Here is an 18,881-nt window from a genome sequence, read left to right as displayed (position 1 = left end):
GCACCGTGTGGCTGCTGCGTACTTATCCAAGCAACCCTTCGAGGCGCTCGATATACCCCTCCATCACCGCAAACGTCTGCTCAACGGGTTCCGCACTGCGCATATCTACCCCGGCGTGACATAGTGTATCGAGCGGATAGCGTGAACTGCCCGCTTTGAGGAAAGCGAGGTAGCGCTCGACCGCCCCCTCGTGCTGCGCCAGGACTCCCTCGGCAAGGGCGTGGGCACCGGAAATGCCCGTCGCATACTGGTAGACATAAAAATTGGCGTACAAGTGCGTCGAGAACTGCATCCAGGTTGACCCGACGCGTTCACGATCCACGACGACCTCGTCGCCATAGCCTTCGGCAAAAAGATCGGCCATCAGATTGATCAGGTCATCGGCGGTGAGCGCTTGCCCCGCCTCGATGCGCTCGTGGATCGCCAGTTCGAAGCGGGCCAGGGTCGGCATGATGAAGAAGTAGCGATGGAAATTCGCCATCGCCTCTTCGAGCAGTGTAATCTGCTCGTCGCGACTGCTCAGATGTTCAAGCAGGTGTTTGCGCACCAGGGCTTGATTGAAGTTCGAGGCGACTTCGGCGAGAAAGAGCCCGTAGTTGCTATAGACGTAGGGCTGGGTGTTACGGGTATAGTACGAGTGCATCGAGTGCCCGAGCTCGTGGGCCAGCGTACTGAGCCCAAAAATATCGTCGTTGTACGACATCATAATGAAGGGATGTGTCCCTGGCGAGCCCATCGAGAAGGCTCCCGCCCGTTTGCCCCGGTTTGGATAGACATCAACCCAGCGCTGCTCGACGAGACCCCGGCGCATGGTGCTCACATACTGCTCACCAAGCGGGGCCATGCCTTCACAGATCCAGGTCACAGCTTGATCGTAGGGTACCTTGAGTGGCTGTTGGGTCAGGGGTGCTTTGGTATCATAGACATGCAGCGGTTGTCCACCAAGCACACGTCGACGCAGACGCCAGTAGCGGTGCCAGGTCGGCAGATGTCGTTTGAAAGTCGCAATCAATTGGTGAAAGACCTCAAGCGGAATGTGGTTGGGCGTGAGCGCCGCATCAAGTGCCGAACGGTAGCCTCGGGCGCGGGCAAGGAAGACATTGCGGCGCACCTCGGTGGCGAGACAGGCGGCCATCGTATTCTTCAGCGCCAGATGCGCATCGGCATAGTTCTGCCATGCACTCTTGCGCACCGCCGGATCGATATGGGTCACCAGCGCATTGATCGTGCCCTGGGCAATCTCGTAGGTCTCGCCTGTCTGGTCGCGCGCAGGTTCAAACCTCAGATCGGCATTGGTCAGGATGCCGTGGACGGTTGCGGCGGCATCAAATGGCTCACTGGCCTGGCGCAACAACGCTTCGACCTCAGCCGAGCGCACATAGGGTTCACGACGGCTCAGCCGGTCGAAGTGATGCGCAAAGATCGCCAGGCGCGGCTCTTGTTCGACCCACTGCTGCAGGGTGGCGGCACCAAGCGCGAGCAACTCGGGTTCAGTAAATGCGGTCGCTGCCCCCAGGCGTACCAGGGTTGCTGCCGTACGATCGACTCGTGCTTTGGCCGCCTGGTCAAGGGTATTGACGGCATAAAACATGCGCGCATAAACTGTCACTTTGCCACTCAGACGCAGGACGCGCTCGGCCAGTTCAAGGTAATCGGCCAGCACCGCAGGCCCTTCCGCAAAGCGCCCCTGAAAGGCCTGCAACACCTCAATGTGACCAACCACTTCATCAAGTGCCGCTTGCCACGCTGTATCATCACCAAACACACTCTGGGCATCCCACGTATACGCGACAGGAAGCGCACTACGTTCCACAAGACTCATACAAAAGTTCCTTTCAACGCGCAGTCCAACCCAGACTCATCTCGAACACCGAGCCACTCATCGTCCCTGCCGTTTCCGTGCAGAGGAAGGCGACTAGATCGGCGACCTCGGCTGGTTCAATCAAGCGCTTGATCGCGGCTGGCTCAAGCATCACCTTTTCGATCACTTCGTCTTCGGGAATACCTCGGGTGCGCGCCTGATCAGCGATCTGTTTTTCCACAAGCGGGGTGCGTACGTAGGCCGGGGCAATGAGATTGACGGTAATGCCGTGCGGCCCGCCTTCGAGAGCGGCGGTACGGGTCATCCCGAGCAAGCCGTGCTTAGCCGAGATGTAGCCGATCTTAAACGGCGAAGCACGCAGACTATGGATCGAGCCGATATTGATCACCCGGCCCCACCCGCGCTCTTTCATTGAAGGCCAGGCATAACGCATCAACAGAAACGGTGCCGTCAGCATCACTGCGAGCATATGCTCCCAGCGATCCTCAGGAAACTGTTCCAGCGCATCGATATGCTGATATCCAGCATTATTGACCAGCACATCAACCTGGCCAAACTGGGCGAGCGTCGTCTCAACGACCCGGTGGCACTGGTCACGCTGGCTCAGATCGGCCCCGATAAAGATGCCACCCGCTGCATCAGCCGCAGCTTGCCCGGCCTCACCAGGCAGATCAACCACCGCCACCTTATAGCCATCGGCAGCAAGCCGCGCAACGACAGCCCCGCCGATCCCGCTTCCCCCTCCGGTCACAATTGCGACACGCCCTGTCATGATAGCTTCTCCTTTGATTGCCTGAGACATTTGCCTAAGTATATAGCACATTACTTACGCCGTAAGGCCATGCTCACCTCGCGGAAGAGCGCCGTCAGCAGGGCAAGCTCACGACGCTCTGGTTGGGCGCGGAAGATGAGGTTGCGCAGACGACGCAGTGTGGTTGCGCCGTCGCCCGATTTGATAAAGCCCACCATTGCGACCACTTCACTCAAGACGGCGGCAAAGCGTTCGCGCTCAGCAAGTGTGGCTGGTTCACGCACGATTTCAGGCGTTGCAACAGCTGCATCTCCGGCCATATGCAATTCGTAGAGAATGAGCATAACAGCCTGCGCCAGATTGAGCGAGGGGTAGCCTGGTTCGGTCGGCAGACTGAGCACGCAATCGCAGCGATCAAGTGCCTCGTTGTCGAGCCCACGATCTTCGGGGCCAAAGAGAAGGGCGACTGGCCCGGCAGTTGCGTTGCGTACCACGAGTTCACGCGCAAAAGGGCGCAGATCATGCCGCACCACCCTCCCAGGGTGACTGCGTTCGCTTGTGCCAACGACAAACCGTGCTTCGGCGAGGGCCACGGCGAGATCGGCCTCATACCGGATGCGCGCAACGATCGCCTCGCTGCGATGGGCAATGCCGAGCAGGTCCGCCTCGACGAAGGGTGCTGGTTCAACCAGACGGAGCTCGGCAAAGCCAAAATTGAGCATCGCACGCACAACGGCCCCGATATTGCGCACATCCTGTGGGCGCTGCAAGACAATAATCATCGGCTTATTTCAGAATATAGTAGGTCGCCCGTTTATCGCCGACCTTCAACAGCAACCCTCGGTCAACCAGGTCAGCCAGGTCGCGGCGGATCGTCTCGGGGCTGACCTCGGCATACTGCTCTTGCAGATCGCGGTTGGTGATGCGATGCTCGGCGGCCAGATGCATCAACGCGGCAATCTGGCGCTCGTTGAGTCCGAGGCGCACCCATTCGCGGGTATCAAAGCCGTCTGGCCCGTAGGCCTCAAGCGGTTGCCCTTGGAGGGTGACGAGAAAGCCAGCCGCCGTTTCGCGGAAGACCGGCGGCGGCAGGTTGGCCTCGGCCATCTGGCGCAACATCCGATCAATGCCATAGCCGAGGCGCTCGATCAAGCCATAATCAGCCAGCACCTGCACCAGACTCTCGTTGCGTGAGTAGCGTTCTTCGACCAGATTGTGCAGCGTCACATGGCCGGGCAGTCGCCCTGGTGAATAGACCTCGAGGCGGTCGCTAAAGAGTGCGACCCGGATGCCCTCACCACGCACACTGTAATCACGATGGGCGACAGCATTGACTAGGGCCTCACGCACCGCACCCGGCGGGAATTGCGTCCAATCCTGACGCTCAAAGCCGACCATCCGGCTTCCTTTGCGGATATGTTCGCTCAGCCACCGTTCAGCGCGTCGAATCATCTCCACAAGGGGCGCACGAAGATCTTCACGCTCAAAAACATCAGCCATATCGTAGCCACGATAATGGACAAGCGTCATTTCAGCCTGGGGATACCGAGCCTCGACACGTCGGGCAAAGAGCAGGAACCCGGCATTGGTCGGCTGCCACGTCGGATGCGCCTCAGACAGGGGCTGCATCGGCACGACAGATCCACGCCGGTAGAGCAAGCCGAGCGCGTCCTCGGTGGCATCAAGCCCCACCCGTCGGGCATAGGCCTCGATGCTGGCCGGATCAAGCTCATCAAGCGTGGCCCCTTCGGGCACCGAGCGTTCCCAACTAACCTCGCCGCGCTCGAGCAACAGACGCCGCAGGGCATCTGGGGCGAGAGGCTGATTAGTGACACCCTCGCGACGCACATACTTGCCGTGGAGCGCATACACCTGCGAAAGGCCCGCAGGCACCGTGACGATCAACAGGCGCTTGTCGTCGTACTGAGTCTCGCGGGGCAACGGCAAAATCAAGGGCGGCGTACAGGCGAGGGCCGCGTCGAGCAACAACTCGCGGGCGGCGAGAGGATCAGCGAGGCCTTCGACCTTGGCCCGGGTGCGCCCGCTCACGCCAACCACCAGCGTCCCACCAGTGCTATTCGCAAAGGCCACGAGGGTCTCGGCCACCTCATCAACACGCGCCCGTTCACGCGCAAAGGCCACGTGTGGCCCTTCGCCTGCGGCCAGGATTATGGTCAGTTCAGGTAATACTTGCATAAAACGCACGCTTGAGCTATGCTTGGTATATATTGTAGCATACATGTGAGGAGTTTGGCTAATGCCTGATGCCCGTACCCACGATCTGATCACTGTCGCCAGTGGGGCCGTCATGGTTCCACTCGCGTATGGCTATCTGAGCGAAACGATGCAACGGGGGCATGCCGAGGCAGTTACGCTGACCCTCTGGCTTGTCGGGTCACATCTCGTTTCGGGCATTCTCTTTTCACCAGATCTTGATCTTGATTCGAGCATTGATAATCGTTGGGGGGTCTTTTACTGGATCTGGCGTCCATATATGCGTATCATCCCCCATCGCCATTTCTTTAGCCATAGTCTCATTTTTTCACCGCTCCTCCGTCTGGCCTATTTCTATCTAGTGGTAACTCTGCTCCTCTTCTTCTGGGTCTGGGTGATGGCGCAATTGGGCCTCGTTGTGCCCGATTATCACATGCAATTGTATCAGTATATGCGTGCCTGGCTGAGTGCCAACCCCGAGGTCAGTATCGTCGTCTTATTTGGCTTTTGCACGGGCAGCGCGGCGCACACCATTGCTGATTGGAGTGTCACCAACGGGCAGCGGTTCCTCCGGATCTTTGGCATTCGCATCACGCGCAGCTATCGTGGACACGACGGCTCGATCCATCAGCGTCGTGTGCGTTGGTAGGTTGGATGGTGCTTGTTGGCGGCTTTGCCGCCAACAAGCACCATAGGGCTACGTCAAATCGGTGTCCCTACCACTTTGACGTAGCCCTACAAGCACCATGCCCAGATTGCTCCCTGGCACGATCTGTGGTACACTTGTGCGTCTTATGGAAACTCTTTGCAGTGAGAAGGCCAGGAGGGTATGCAACTCCTCTATCTTGATCCGCAACAACTTGAACTCGATCCTGAGGGCGTCCGCGAAGATCCGGGTGATCTTGCTGGTCTCGCCGCGACGATTGCCGAGTGTGGTCTGCTGCAACCGCTTGGTGTGGTCGCAATTAGCACCGGGCGGTATCGGGTTGTCTATGGTGGCCGTCGCCGTGCGGCAGCAGTGCAACTCGGGCTAGAACGGGTTCCATGCATCGTACTGGATGCCGATGATCCTGATCTCTTGCTGCGCCAGTTGATCGAAAATGTGCAGCGCCAGGATCTGAATGATCTTGAACAGGCACGCGCCTATGCGCGTTTGCGTGCCCATCTGATCGAGCAGCATGGCAAACAACCCGAAGGCGAATTAGATGATTCCGTGGGCAAGCTCGTTGGTATGACGGGTCGCACGGTTCGCCGCTATCTCGGTTTGCTCGAATTGCCCGAAGAAGTCCAGTTGATGGTACGCCGTGGTGAGTTGAATGTCACGCAAGCCCAGCATCTCCGCCGGGTACCGAGTCCGAAAACCCAGCTTGAATTGGCCCGCTTTGCCGCCGATGAGGGCATGTCGGCATCTGAGTTGAGCCGTCTGACCGCCTATTTTGCCGCCAATCCTAACCTGACGCTTGAAACGGCGTTGCAGGCGCTCGAGGCTGGCGAGCAATTGCGCACGACATCTTCACCTGCGGAGCATGGAAGTGCGGGAGGCCCGCTCGCCAAAACGAGTGGGGTTGCTGTGGAGGAGGTCGAACGTGACGACGATCTCTGGGATGATGACAAAGCTGACGACGATGACCAGTATCTACGGGTCGAAGAAGAGACCGTCGAGAATCAGCCCAAAAATAAAGCGCGCGTCTTTCGCATTCGCTCGCTTGACCAGATGGTCGACGAGACTGATCGCCTTTCACGGGCTTATGTTGAGGGCGATCTCAACAAGTGGGTCGAGCACGACGATGGCGCACCCTTCAAGCTCCGGCTGCTCTTGAAGCAACTCGAGAGCCTCAGCCGTGGGCTGCGTGACCTGGCCCGTCAACGCGGCTGGCCAACCGAAGAGTAAGCTGCTCGCCCCCAAAAACACATGGTGCTTGTCGCACGCGATGCCAGCTTTACTGGCATCGCGTGCGACAAGCACCATCGTTGGTAGGGCCGCAGCCCTAACCCATTACTTTGCGCCCTGAAAGAGTGCGATCAACTCGGCAATCGTTTGCTCTTGCGGTACCTCGCTATCGCCAAGACAGCCCTGGGCATAACACTGAAGCACCACACTGCTCACGCTCGAGAGCGCCGACTTGACTGCCGCCACCTGGGTGACAATCTCGCGGCAGTCACGGCCAGCCTCGACCATGCGTTGGACACCACGCACCTGGCCCTCAATCTTGCGCAGGCGCAACAGAACATCATCACGCCGAGGGTCACTAAGGGTATGTACGTGATCCTGATCGGCCATAATAGTCTCTCTCGATCTGAAATAGAAACCAAATATCTCGCTTATTTGGGTCTACATGCACAGTTTGGCATGCAAGCTTGACTATTGACATCAATTAGGCGAGAATTTTATCGAAGGCCTCGCGATAGCGAGCCTCGGGCTGTGAACCAACCATACGCCCGATCTCACGGCCACCCTTGAAGATGACAAGGGTCGGAATGCCTTGAATACCCAACTTGCTGGCATTCTTAACCTCTTCATCGGTATTGACCTTGGCAATCGTCAGGCGCCCCTCGTACTCACCGGCCAGTTTATCGAGGATTGGCCCGATCACGCGACACGGCCCACACCAGGGTGCCCAGAAATCGACGACAACCGGCGTCTCAGCCTGCAAGACCTGCTGCGCAAAATTAGCATCCGTGACCACAATTGGCTTTGCCATTGAATTCCTCCCAAAGACGGGCCATCCCGACCCGCAATATAGCTTTCATACATTATCGTCCGGGGTACCCCCCTGGGGTATAGTATACCCGGAGCCTTTTCTCTTGTCAAGTCATGAACTTTAGGGCTGTCGCTCTAAAACCTTTGCTTGTGGTGGCGAAAATGCTCAGCGAAGCTGAGCATTTTCGCCACCACAAGCGAGATTCCTGGGTGCCGCAGGCCCCACCCACGCACCCATGGCCCTCAGCCGCTGAGGGCCATGTTATACTATCCCCACATACCATGAACCAACGTGAGGTGCTGCCAATGGTGCCATTGTTTGTTCGTACCTGTGAAGTTGGCCCCTGGCCGATGAATGCATATGCTCTGGTCTGCCCGCAGACTAGCGCGAGTGTCCTGGTTGATCCCGGGGCTGATCCCGAACGCTTGCTTGCGATGTTGGAGGGTACGCAACCCGTCGCGCTGATTTTGACCCATACCCATCGTGATCATATCGGCGCACTAGAAGAGATGCGTGCCCTCCTGCACGTTCCTCTTTATGCCCACCCTGGCCCGCATGCCAACGATCTGCACCTCGAACTCGATGCGCACCTGCATCACGATGCGACGCTGAATATTGGTGAAGGCCAGGTGCGCATCTATGCCACCCCCGGCCACTGCGCCGATCAGGTGAGCCTCGCTGTTGTTGGTGGCGAAGCGATCCTGGTTGGTGATACCCTCTTTGCCGGTGGCCCGGGACGTACCTGGTCAGCCAGAGATTTTCAGACGTCGCTTGCGACCCTTCGTACCGTTGTGTTGCCCTGGCCTGATACGGCGCACTGCTATCCCGGCCACGGCCCCTCGTTTCGTCTTGGCGAAGTTCGCCCGCTGATCGAGCAATTTCTCGCTCGACAACACCTCGCCGATTTTTACGGCCATGCTGAATGGTGACATGGAGTAGTTATGCTGCGCAAAGTTGCCCTTTTTACCAATGAGTATCCGCCCAATGTGTATGGTGGTGCTGGCGTTCATGTTGAGTATCTGAGCCGTGCCCTCGCTAAACTTGTGTCGGTAGAGGTGCGCTGTTTTGGCGATCAGGTCGTTGATGACCCCGCCCTCACGGTGCGTGGCTATCCCCAGTGGGAAGAGACAAAACGCAATACCGACCCCCGCTTTTCTGGTGCCGTGGATGCCTTCGTTCGTTCACTCGTCATGGCCAAAGATAATCTCACTGCCGATGTGGTGCATTGCCATACCTGGTATACCGATATGGGTGGCTTGCTCGCCGGCAAACTCTGGGGCATTCCCTATGTGTTGACCATCCACTCGCTCGAGCCGTTACGCCCGTGGAAGGTTGAGCAACTCGGCAACGGCTATCACCTCAGTTCCTGGATGGAACGCACGGCCATCGAGCAAGCCAGTGCGATTATTGCCGTCTCCAAAGAGACTCGTGCCGATGTGCTGCGCTTCTTTAACATTGCCCCTGAAAAGGTTCATGTGATCTACAATGGCATCGATCTGGCAGAGTATCGCCGCACGGACGCAACTGATGCGTTGGAGCGTTATGGGATCGACCCTGACCGTCCATTTGTGCTCTTCGTCGGGCGCATCACCCGTCAAAAGGGCATTATTCACCTGGTCAACGCCATTCCTCACATTGATCCCGAGTTGCAAGTTGTGCTCTGTGCCGGTGCCCCCGATACACCTGAGATTGGCAAAGAGATGGAAGAGGGCGTAGCTACGGTAAGCGCCGGTCGCCCCGGTGTGATCTGGATCCGCGAGATGCTGGCCCGCCCCGATGTCATTCAGCTCTATTCGCATGCCGCTGTCTTCTGCTGTCCTTCGGTGTACGAACCTTTTGGCATTATCAACCTTGAGGCTATGGCCTGTGAGACCGCAGTTGTCGCCTCAGCGGTTGGTGGCATCAAAGAGGTTGTCGTCCCCGAAGAGACTGGTGTGCTCGTTGATCCTGGTCTCAAGCCCGATAGCTTCGAACCCGCCGATCCGGCGGCCTTCTCGGCTGATCTGGCGGCGGCCATCAATCGCATCGCAGGTGATGCGACCCTGCGCGAGCGTTTTGGTCTCGCCGGACGGCGTCGCGTTGAAGAGCATTTTAGCTGGGACGCGATTGCCGAAAAGACCGTTGCTCTGTACGAGTCGCTGGTTGCCGAGGGATCGCAAGGGTAGTTTCTCTCTGGGGGCCGCAGGAACTCGCGGATGCTGGCGAACACGGCCAGCGAAGTTGGCCGTGTTCGCCAGCATCCGCAGGGTTTGGTAGGGCAGCAGCCCTGACACAGCGTAGCTGGCAAGCACAATAAAGTATGTTATGATTCCGTTAGGAAGCAATGCAAAGAGAGGAGCAAAGGCCATCGAGACTGGAATGATTGCCCGACGCGTGGTTGAACTAGCCGAGGATAAGCAGGCGCACGAAATCGTCTTGCTCGATATCCGACCGCAGAGTACCATCGCTGATTATTTTGTGATCTGTTCTGCCGACAATGATCGTCAGATCAAGGCGATTGTTGAACACGTTGATGAAAAAATTCAGCAGGAATATGGCCTGAATCCTCGGAAGGAGGGTACGCCTGACACCGGATGGATTGTGCTTGACTATGGCGATGTGGTCGTGCATGTCTTTAATCAACTTCAGCGCGACTACTATCGCCTCGAACGCCTCTGGAGTCTCGTTCCGCCAGTGGTGGTGGTGCAGTGATCATGAATCTGGAACAAAAAAGAGCGGTCGTCACAGGTGGAACAGGTGCGCTTGGCAGTGCCATTGTGCAGATCTTGCTCGCTGCCGGGGCCACGGTTGCGGTTCCCTTCCATCGCGAGCAGGATCTTGACCGTTTACGTGATCGTCTCGCGCTTCCGCCCCACGCTGCCCTCATCGGCGCACAGGTCGATCTCACTGATGAGCAGGCAGTGATGGCGTACTATGACCAGGTGGCGCGGGATGGTGGTGGGCTTGATATGCTCGTCAATGTGGCTGGAGGTTTCGCCGGGGGTAAACCAGTCCATGAGAGCGGCTGGGCGATCTGGCAAACACAGCTTGATCTGAATTTAAAAACAGCCGTGCTTTCGTGTGCTGCGGCTGTGCCCCATATGCTTGCCCGAGGTGGCGGTGCGATTGTCAATGTGGGTACGCGTACGGCGACGCAATCCGGGGCCAAGCTTGCTGCGTATGCTGCTTCAAAGCGGGCTATTTTGCAGCTTACTGAAGCACTTGCTGCCGAATTGCGACCACACCGCATTACGGCCAATACCATCTTGCCGAGTGTCATCGATACACCCGGAAACCGGAGTGCGATGCCCGCTGCGAATTACGATGCATGGGTGCCCCCCGAGGCAATTGCCCGCGTCGTCCTCTTCCTGGTTGGCCCCGACGCACGCATCATCAGCGGGGCGCATGTCCCCGTCTATGGTGACGCCTGAACGACCCAAGCCCTTCCCCATAGTGTCCGTGTGCGAAGGAACGCTGCTAGCTTTGGCTAGCAGCGTTCCTTCGCACACGGACGCAATCCTGCTACTCACCCTCAGGGATATTCCCCGTCTCTTCGTATTCGCGCAACGCACGTATAGCCTGCTCAAACGAAAAGTAGTAGATTTCGGCATCCCACCGCCCATGCGCGGGATTCAGGCTGCACCAAATGGCAATCTCTGCTGCACCGTCATGATAGACGGTTGCCGTCGCCAACCAGAAGTTCTGACAGCGTACAGCATGGGCACTCAGCAGTTCACCGCGAAAGGTGTCGGCCCCGGCATCAGTCAAAATCTGGCCTGGATCCATCGCCGTTGTCGTCCTGCCTGCCATCTCAAGTCGCTCCTTCCCAGGATGCAGTATGCTGTCTGGCTATTGGTATTATAACGCAGACTGTCCCTAAGGGGTATGCCCAACCGTGTCAAGGGCAGGCTCAGTCGGTTCAGCGGGCAAAACTGGGCAACTCATCGGGGCATCTTCTGGCCGACTCGCGCCAAAATAGGCTTGCATAATCTGAGTTGTTGCAGGTACAGCCATTGTCGAAGATCCGTCATTCAGGTCGCCTACGCCCTCGATGAGCACCGCGACCACCACTTCCGGGTTGTCATACGGGGCAAAACCGACAAACCAAGCATGGCTCTGACGGATGAGCCGCCCATCGGTACGCTGAATCAATGGCCCAAATTCAGCGGTGCCCGTTTTGCCAGCAATCACTAATCCAGAACATTCAGGACGGGCAGCAACACCTAGGCCATTGATGATCGACTCGAGCATGCCTTCACGCATCACCCTCAGATAATCTGGTTCGATGGGAACGCGCTGGAGCACCTCAGGGGTGATTTCACGCACGAGATTGCCATTGCTATCCACGATCCGTGACACGATATGCGGTCGGTAAATCGTACCATCAGTGGCAACGGCCCCTGCCGCAACCGCGAGTTGCAACGGCGTCACCTGCATATCCCCCTGGCCAATAGCCGTATTATAGGTGTCACCAGTCGTCCAGACTTCTCGTTTGGCCTGAACTTTCCAGGTGCGGGTTGGCACAAGCCCACTCGCCTCACCAACCAGATCAACCCCGGTACGCCGTCCGAGTTGAAACCACTCGAGGCCCTCGACCAGACGATCAATTTGCAGGCCATTCACCCGCAGATCGCTTGCGCGCAGATTTGACGCCTGATCATTCCCGCCGGCAATCGAGGCAAAAAAGACATTCGACGAGAGGCGCAGTGCATCAATGACCGTCAATTCGCCATTGTCGCGATTACGTACCGAGTTGGGCAACTCAAAGAGCACACCACTCCGCTCAATCAATTGCAGCAGACCCGGGTCACGCAATCTGGTCTCGGGGGTAATGACGCCTTCTTGGAGAGCGATGGCACCGACAAATTGCTTGAGCGTTGAACCCGGTGGATACTGACCGGCAATCGCCCGATTCGTCAGTGGGGCGAGGCGCAACAATTCGGCCAGTTCTTCTGGATCGCTGCGCGTCAAGAGGGCTTGCAATTCGGCCTGACGATCTGGAGTGACCCAGACATTATTATCGTACGTTGGCAATGAAACCATCGCCAGAATGCGCCCATCACGCGGGTCAATGACGACGGCACTGCCAGCAATAATCGGATCATAGGTCTGTTTATACGGTTCAGGGGCCGTCACCCGTCGGCGTTCGCCCTCAGCGATCCAGCCGCGCATAATCTGTTCAACTTCGGATTGGAATGCCAGGTCAAGCGTCATCACCAGATTATTGCCATTGACCACCGGACGTACCTGCTGGATGGGGCCAACCGGACGTTGCAACGCATCAACAAGGAGCGTGTCGATCCCAATGCGCCCGCGTAAATCATGCTCATACGCCCCTTCGAGCCCCTCTTTGCCAATGCGATCATCAAGTTGATAGGGCAACTGACCGATGCTCGTTGGATCAATCTGTTTGGAGATCAGCCCACACCGTCCTGCCCGGCTGACGACATCAACCAGGCTGGTCAACCACGAAGTAGACGGATTTTCGAGCATGAGTTCGCATTCAGTGATACGTCCAACATATCCCAGTGTATGCGACAAGCTCTGCATCACTTCACTTTGCGGATACGAGCGGCGATAGCCCTCTGTCACCTCGGCACCTGGCAAATAGTTGGCATTTTCGCGAATAGCCATGGCAAGATCGGGGCTAATATCCTCCTTAACGAGGACATATTGATAGCCACGGACATTCTGTTGGACAATCATTGCTTCAATCGGGTTCGCGATTTCCAACAGGGGGGCGTAGGCCCGCACGAGATCGAGGATCTCTAGGAGGCCTTCTGGCGCAACGATGAGCGTTGATGGCTCGGCGGCATTCCATTCCAGCACAGGATCGAGTTGTTGCAGCGTGGCATAGAGGGCAGGATGGGTCGTAATACTCACCGATGGATCGAGCCGTAGCATTGCCGGCAAACCTGCTACCAGGCTTAGCCGTGTGAGCACATCAGCACGACGCTCAGGCTCAGTCGTCGCGTTGGGCAAGCGTCCGGGCACAACCGACAGATTATAGATAGGCAGACTCTCGGCAACCAGGGTAACGCCATCCGCAGCATATATTTCACCGCGACGGGGCAGAACGGTCAACGTCCGCCGGGAGATGACATCGGGGTTGCTCCCAAAACGCTGACTCTCCTGATCAACCAGTTGAAGTTGATAGAGTCGCCCCACCAGAATGGTCACAACAATGATGACAAGGAGACGTAACAAAATCAAGCGTGGCATATCATTGCTCAGATGATCACAACTGATTGCGGAGCAACCAGCGTACCAGGAAAAAGATCGGCAGGGTTGGGATCAGGGTGATAAGAATACTCGGCAGGATGATAATCAGGGCGTATGTCTGCCATTCTATCATGCCTCGATTGATCAACAACGCCAGCACGAGTTCATAGATCACGCTCGCGATCAGCACGGCCAGCAACGGAATCATGATGCCTTCAATGCGTATCCGTCGCGCCAACACGACGACGACCAGGGTTGCTGTAAGCAGGGCCAGGGCGTGAGTCCCCAGATAGGTCGCCGCCAGGATATCGAGCGTCAATCCTCCATAGAGTGCCCAGCGCAAAACGCGCTGGACGCCAACATCAGGAAACGCCGCGCCAATGCTCAGCAGCGCACCTGAAATCACCACAATCAAAACGAGCGAAACCGAGAACCCAAGGGGTGTACTCAGGAGTGTTACCTGAATGAGCGCCAGGGCAAGCATACCCACAAGGCGGCCCAATTCATGAACAACACGTTCTTCTAATCGTCTTGGTTGAGAATCACCCACACGTACCGTACCTGGTCTGGATCAACAAGAGGTCGTAGGTCAGCATACTGATAATTCTCGGCTGTGCGTACCTCTTCGATCACGCCAACAGGAATGTTAGAGGGCACTGAGGCGAGATCAAGGGGCAAATTGAGGGCAGCGGTCATGCCTGCTGTCATCACCGATGCCCCTTGCTTGAGTGGCAAGCCCCGGTCAACCTGGTTGAGCCGTAGGCGTGAGCCATTCTGCCATTGTCCCTGCATCATCCCCAGTGCTGAACGCCCTTCGCTCATCACACGCGCACTGATCTGGCTACTAATATCAGTGATCAAGAGCACCTCGGCCGTCCTTGGGCCGGCAGCCTCAACAATCCCGATCAGTGCCGTTGGCCCACCAGGCAACTGGCTGATCACCGCCATCCCTGGCGCGAGGCCATCATGTGTCCCGCGGGCAATCACAATCACCCGTCGTCCGGCATCAGGCGAGCGTACCGTGACTTCAGCCCCCAGCAAAGTCCAGGGATGTTCACGTTGTATCTGGAGTTGCTGGCGTAAGAAAACGTTCTCGACCTGGGCTTGCTCAAGGCGCAGCAATTGATCGGCAAGCCGACTATTTTCCCGTTCAAGTTCTTGCAGACGTGCCCGGACAGCAGCGTCACCAAAAGGAGCCGTGGCGAACGCATCAAGTTGCCCACGAATGCCGGTCAACACCTGTGCCACGGGAGCAAGCCCCTGCTGCACGAAGGCGCGAGCCGGCGCGAGGTTCCCCTGACCATCAAGGGTGATCAACAGCACGGCCAGGCCACAGAGGAGCAACCCTACCAGCAGCGACCGTAGCCCGAGTGGAAGCCTGATCTGGCCGCGGCGCAGTTTGATTGGTTTATCGTTCAATAAATCATGCATAACTGCACTCTACCACAGGTCAGCGACAACGGGCGGCCTGGGATAGGCAAGATGCTCCCTTTTGTCAAGGTAGTACGTGACTAGCGGCTGGCCAGGACGAACCTGATTTTTAAAACTTGGCGCGGCGCGAATTTTGCGAACGAGTCAAAATATCTTGATAGACTTTGTTCTCAAAATTCTCGACCATTTTGCCCGCACCGCGTGCGACACACGAGAGCGGATCTTCGGCGATATGTACTGGCATGCGGGTTTCGGCAGCAATGCGCCGGTCAAGGCCATGCAGCAACGAGCCCCCACCAGCCAGGGTGATGCCATGCTCCATGACATCGGCGACAAGTTCTGGGGGTGTCTCTTCGAGCGCGAGGCGCACCTCTTGAATAATCGCATTGACCGGGCCAGCAATGCCCTCACGGATTTCCACCGAACTAACCTCGACTGCTTTGGGCAAGCCAGTCAGCAAGTCACGCCCACGCAGCACCACTTTGATTTCTTCATCAAGCGGATACGCCGAGCCTGCCGCGATCTTGGCCCGTTCGGCCATCCGCTCGCCGATCAACAGGTTGTACTCACGACGGGCAAACTGGACAATCGCATCATCGATCTCGTCACCTGCGGTGCGGATCGAGTGGTTGACGACAATGCCACCCAGCGAAATAACGGCCACCTCGGTTGTTCCACCACCCACATCAACAATCATGCTGCCAATCGGCTCATCAACAGGCAAGCCCGCCCCGATCGCAGCCGCCATTGGCTCTTCAACAACATAGGCCTCGCGAGCCTTCGCATTCAGGGTCGCATCACGGGCTGCGCGCCGTTCCACTTCAGTCACGCCCGAAGGAACGCCAACAACCACCCGCGGACGGGGATCCATCAGCCGCATCGCCGAATAAGCATGGGCCTTTTTGATAAAATAGGCCAGCATCTTTTCGACGACATCAAAATCAGCAATCACCCCGTCTTTGAGTGGACGTACGGCAATAATATTGGCTGGTGTCTTGCCTACCATCGCCTTGGCCTCGGCCCCGACGGCATATACCTGTTTGGACTTGGCATCAATCGCAACCACCGAAGGTTCGCTGATGACGATGCCTTTGCCACGTACATGCACCAGGGTATTGGCTGTGCCAAGATCAACCCCAAGATCACGACTAAATGCTCCAAACAGCGAATTGATCGGGTTAAAGCCCACGTTCTACTCCAAAAATCGCCGCAACCCATGTGCGGAAACAGAAATTAGCGCCAAAGAAAGATCCCTCGTGCGCAACTCTAATGTGCGCTGTCTTAGAGTTCGCCCTCATTATAGCATAGTCGCTTGTTGCAACAGCACAACGAAGCATTGGTCGTGCATGCTCACCCTTCTCCTGGAAGCGAGGGCGAGACGCCCTCGGGTTGTTCGAGGGCGTCTCGCCCTCGCTCCCAGGGTTGCCTGTTAGTTACGCGGGCCATGCGATTTGACTTTTACGCAGGGTTGTGAGAGAATGCGTACTGCTGTGGTTGAAGTCAGTGCAGATCCTTGTGGGGAAGTCTGGCAGCACGCGTACACATCGGGCGGGTGGTCGTCATTGGGTCGTTTTCGCTTCAAACTCTCTACCGGCGCTGCAGCTTAGGACTTCTGGCTCTTCTGAGGGCTGGAAGATTTTTATTGTTGTGACAACCTCGGTTTTACGTCCAGTTTATCCTTTCACTGCCATCGTTGGCCAGGAACGGCTCAAACGCGCCCTGATCCTCAACGCGATCAATCCACGTGTGGGCGGGGTTCTTATTCGTGGTGAGAAGGGGACGGCCAAGTCGACCGCTGTGCGCGGCCTGGCTCATCTGATGCCGTCAATTACGGTCGTGGAAGGGTGTCCCTATTCCTGCCAACCGGATCGCGTCGCCGGTCTCTGCCATACCTGTCAGGCCCTCGGCGAAGGGGAGCCACCCCCAACTCGTACCCGACCTATTCGTCTGGTTGAGTTGCCTGTTTCAGCGTCAGAAGATCGGGTCGTTGGTTCCCTCGATCTTGAGCATGCGATTACCGAAGGGCAACGCCGTTTTGAGCCTGGTCTGCTTGCCCAAGTCAATCGTGGCCTGCTCTATGTTGACGAGGTCAATCTGCTTGATGACCATCTTGTTGATCTACTGCTTGATGCCGCTGCGATGGGCATTAATACGGTTGAACGTGAAGGGGTGAGTATTTCGCATCCGTCACGCTTCATCCTCGTTGGCACGATGAACCCCGAAGAGGGTGAGTTGCGCCCGCAGTTGCTTGATCGCTTTGGCCTTGCGGTTGAGGTTGTCGGCCTGACCGACGTTGCTTCCCGGGTGGCTGTGATCGAGCGCCGTCTCGCTTATGAGACGAATCCGCACCTTTTCAGTGAAGAGTGGCGTGCCGCTGAAACTGAGTTAGCTGCGCGCATTGTCGCTGCACGTGAGTTATTACCCGCAGTGCGCATGGATCGCTCTGATATGGCTGCCGTCGCGAGCCTCTGTATCGAACTCGGTGTCGACGGCCATCGCGCTGATCTAACGATCCTTGAGACTGCTCGCACGCACGCTGCGTGGAGCGGTCGTACGCAACTGACGGTGGAAGATATTCGTACTGCCGCCGAACTGGCATTGCCCCATCGGATGCGTCGTCAACCCTTTGCCGAGATCAAGCTTGATGAACAGCGTGTTGCCTCGATTCTTGAGCGCAATGGCAAGGCTGCTGAAGCTGCGGCCCAGGATGAAGTAAAAAAAAAAGCTGATTTAGGTGAACCAGGTGATGATGGTGAGAGTGGCGATGATCAGGGCAATACGGATGGCTCAGTGACACCAACTGGCAGTGCGGGGACTGCTGACGTGAGTGGACAGACGAGTGACAAACAGACGGGGGGGAAGCAGTTCGACGCCGATGAGATGTTTCGAACGCGTCGACTCGAGGCGACTTCTGATCGGAAGCAGCGACGTTCGCCGGGTAAGCGTACCCGTACCCGGACAACCCGCAAGCAGGGGCGTTACATTACGAGTCGTCAGCAACACCGTGTAACTGATCTGGCGCTTGATGCAACTTTGCGCGAAGCCGCGATTTATCAGCGCGAGCGCCGCACGTTGGTTTCAGCCCACGGGCGTCACCGCCCACGGGTGCTGCTCACCCGCCGCGATCTCCGCCAGAAGGTGCGCGTCCGACGTACCCGTAATGCGGTCTGCTTTGTCGTTGATGCAAGTTGGAGTATGGCTGCGGAAGAACGCATGCAGGCGACGAAAGCAGCAGTGCTGTCACTCTTGCGCGATGCCTATCAGCGCCGCGACCGCGTTGGTCTGGTGAGTTTTCAGCGCGACTATGCTCGGGTGCTCTTGCCCCTCACCAATAGTGTCGAACTTGCCCAGAAACGCCTCCAGACTATGCCGACGGGTGGCAAAACGCCACTTGCGCGGGGTATGTTGACCGCCTTTGAGTTACTCGAACGGGCACGTCGTCAGGATAGCGAAATCTTGCCGTTGATGGTACTCTTGACTGACGGCCAGGCCAATGTTGCAATTAGTCAACTGCCTCCTCAACAAGAGGCCTATCAGATTGCTGATCTGATTGCGGCCCGCGATATTCGGGCGATCGTGATCGATACCGAGCATCCAACCTTTGAACGGGGGCTTTCACGTCGCCTCGCTGAACACCTCAAAGGATCATATTATCGGCTTGAAGACCTGAGCGATGATGGCCTGGTGCAGGCTGTCCGTCGCCAGATGCAAATATAGATGGATAAGCAGAGCAGTGGACGCCACACGTCAGGAGGAACGC

Annotated in this window: 18 protein-coding genes; 7 read left to right on the top strand and 11 right to left on the bottom strand. The window is 57.2% G+C overall.

Features of this window, described 5'->3' with window-relative positions; all coding sequences use genetic code 11:
• Positions 1-22: 22 nt before the first annotated feature.
• Genes pepF through EKD05_RS05810 form a run of 4 tightly spaced genes read right to left on the bottom strand, consistent with a single transcriptional unit; the run spans position 23 to position 4,769 of the window.
• Positions 23-1,822: an oligoendopeptidase F gene (pepF, locus tag EKD05_RS05825; protein ID WP_129671497.1), complete on the bottom strand. Its 1,800-nt coding sequence runs from the start codon at positions 1,820-1,822 to the stop codon at positions 23-25.
• 13 nt (positions 1,823-1,835) lie between these two features.
• Positions 1,836-2,594 carry a 3-hydroxybutyrate dehydrogenase gene (locus EKD05_RS05820; protein ID WP_129671496.1) on the bottom strand — a complete coding sequence of 253 codons (759 nt, stop codon included), beginning with the start codon at positions 2,592-2,594 and terminating at the stop codon, positions 1,836-1,838.
• A 50-nt stretch (positions 2,595-2,644) separates the two neighbouring features.
• A complete protein-coding gene (locus EKD05_RS05815; RefSeq protein ID WP_129671495.1) occupies positions 2,645-3,355 on the bottom strand; it encodes an RNA methyltransferase in 711 nt (236 codons plus the stop codon).
• A 4-nt stretch (positions 3,356-3,359) separates the two neighbouring features.
• Positions 3,360-4,769: an ATP-binding protein gene (locus tag EKD05_RS05810; RefSeq protein WP_129671494.1), complete on the bottom strand. Its 1,410-nt coding sequence runs from the start codon at positions 4,767-4,769 to the stop codon at positions 3,360-3,362.
• 61 nt (positions 4,770-4,830) lie between these two features.
• Here EKD05_RS05810 and EKD05_RS05805 point away from each other — a divergent pair, with 61 nt between their 5' ends.
• Both EKD05_RS05805 and EKD05_RS05800 read left to right on the top strand, forming a co-directional pair.
• Positions 4,831-5,436 carry a metal-binding protein gene (locus EKD05_RS05805; RefSeq protein ID WP_129671493.1) on the top strand — a complete coding sequence of 202 codons (606 nt, stop codon included), beginning with the start codon at positions 4,831-4,833 and terminating at the stop codon, positions 5,434-5,436.
• A gap of 180 nt (positions 5,437-5,616) precedes the next feature.
• Entirely contained in the window at positions 5,617-6,678 is a 1,062-nt protein-coding gene (locus EKD05_RS05800) for a ParB/RepB/Spo0J family partition protein (RefSeq protein WP_129671492.1), read from the top strand.
• A gap of 105 nt (positions 6,679-6,783) precedes the next feature.
• On the opposite strand, the gene EKD05_RS05795 is transcribed toward EKD05_RS05800, so the two are convergent.
• Both EKD05_RS05795 and trxA read right to left on the bottom strand, forming a co-directional pair.
• On the bottom strand, positions 6,784-7,068 hold the full coding sequence (locus EKD05_RS05795; protein ID WP_129671491.1) for a metal-sensitive transcriptional regulator: 285 nt from the start codon (positions 7,066-7,068) through the stop codon (positions 6,784-6,786).
• Between the two features lie 94 nt (positions 7,069-7,162).
• The gene (gene trxA, locus EKD05_RS05790) at positions 7,163-7,489 is read right to left on the bottom strand and encodes a thioredoxin (protein WP_129671490.1); all 327 of its coding nucleotides are present in this window, start codon (positions 7,487-7,489) and stop codon (positions 7,163-7,165) included.
• Positions 7,490-7,794: 305 nt separating this feature from the next.
• Between trxA and EKD05_RS05785 the strand changes: the two genes are divergently transcribed.
• The 4 genes from EKD05_RS05785 to EKD05_RS05770 all read left to right on the top strand — a co-directional run bounded on the left by EKD05_RS05785 (position 7,795) and on the right by EKD05_RS05770 (position 10,899).
• Complete coding sequence (locus EKD05_RS05785; RefSeq protein WP_129671489.1) at positions 7,795-8,418, top strand: MBL fold metallo-hydrolase; 624 nt, start codon at positions 7,795-7,797, stop codon at positions 8,416-8,418.
• Between the two features lie 12 nt (positions 8,419-8,430).
• Positions 8,431-9,654 (top strand): glycogen synthase, encoded by a 1,224-nt coding sequence (gene glgA / locus EKD05_RS05780; protein WP_129671488.1) that lies wholly within the window; start codon positions 8,431-8,433, stop codon positions 9,652-9,654.
• A 193-nt stretch (positions 9,655-9,847) separates the two neighbouring features.
• On the top strand, positions 9,848-10,180 hold the full coding sequence (gene rsfS / locus EKD05_RS05775) for a ribosome silencing factor (RefSeq protein ID WP_129671487.1): 333 nt from the start codon (positions 9,848-9,850) through the stop codon (positions 10,178-10,180).
• 2 nt (positions 10,181-10,182) lie between these two features.
• Complete coding sequence (locus EKD05_RS05770) at positions 10,183-10,899, top strand: SDR family NAD(P)-dependent oxidoreductase (protein WP_129671486.1); 717 nt, start codon at positions 10,183-10,185, stop codon at positions 10,897-10,899.
• A gap of 91 nt (positions 10,900-10,990) precedes the next feature.
• Here the strand turns inward: EKD05_RS05770 and EKD05_RS05765 are convergent, their stop codons facing one another.
• The 5 genes from EKD05_RS05765 to EKD05_RS05745 form a co-directional block, all read right to left on the bottom strand.
• A complete protein-coding gene (locus EKD05_RS05765) occupies positions 10,991-11,278 on the bottom strand; it encodes a hypothetical protein (RefSeq protein ID WP_129671485.1) in 288 nt (95 codons plus the stop codon).
• Positions 11,279-11,344: 66 nt separating this feature from the next.
• Positions 11,345-13,690 carry a penicillin-binding transpeptidase domain-containing protein gene (locus EKD05_RS05760; protein ID WP_129671484.1) on the bottom strand — a complete coding sequence of 782 codons (2,346 nt, stop codon included), beginning with the start codon at positions 13,688-13,690 and terminating at the stop codon, positions 11,345-11,347.
• Between the two features lie 16 nt (positions 13,691-13,706).
• Positions 13,707-14,240, bottom strand: coding sequence for a rod shape-determining protein MreD (locus tag EKD05_RS05755; protein ID WP_129671483.1), 534 nt, complete (start codon positions 14,238-14,240; stop codon positions 13,707-13,709).
• A complete protein-coding gene (gene mreC / locus EKD05_RS05750) occupies positions 14,213-15,121 on the bottom strand; it encodes a rod shape-determining protein MreC (RefSeq protein WP_129671482.1) in 909 nt (302 codons plus the stop codon). Before mreC ends, EKD05_RS05755 begins: the two co-directional genes overlap by 28 nt.
• A gap of 109 nt (positions 15,122-15,230) precedes the next feature.
• Positions 15,231-16,310: a rod shape-determining protein gene (locus tag EKD05_RS05745; RefSeq protein WP_097651796.1), complete on the bottom strand. Its 1,080-nt coding sequence runs from the start codon at positions 16,308-16,310 to the stop codon at positions 15,231-15,233.
• Between the two features lie 452 nt (positions 16,311-16,762).
• On the opposite strand from EKD05_RS05745, the gene EKD05_RS05740 reads away from it, so the two are divergent.
• Positions 16,763-18,838: a putative cobaltochelatase gene (locus EKD05_RS05740; RefSeq protein WP_129671538.1), complete on the top strand. Its 2,076-nt coding sequence runs from the start codon at positions 16,763-16,765 to the stop codon at positions 18,836-18,838.
• Positions 18,839-18,881: the final 43 nt, after the last annotated feature.

The organism is Candidatus Chloroploca sp. Khr17 (assembly GCF_004138165.1).
Taxonomy (GTDB): domain Bacteria; phylum Chloroflexota; class Chloroflexia; order Chloroflexales; family Chloroflexaceae; genus Chloroploca.
This window is presented reverse-complemented; position numbering and strand designations above follow the sequence as displayed.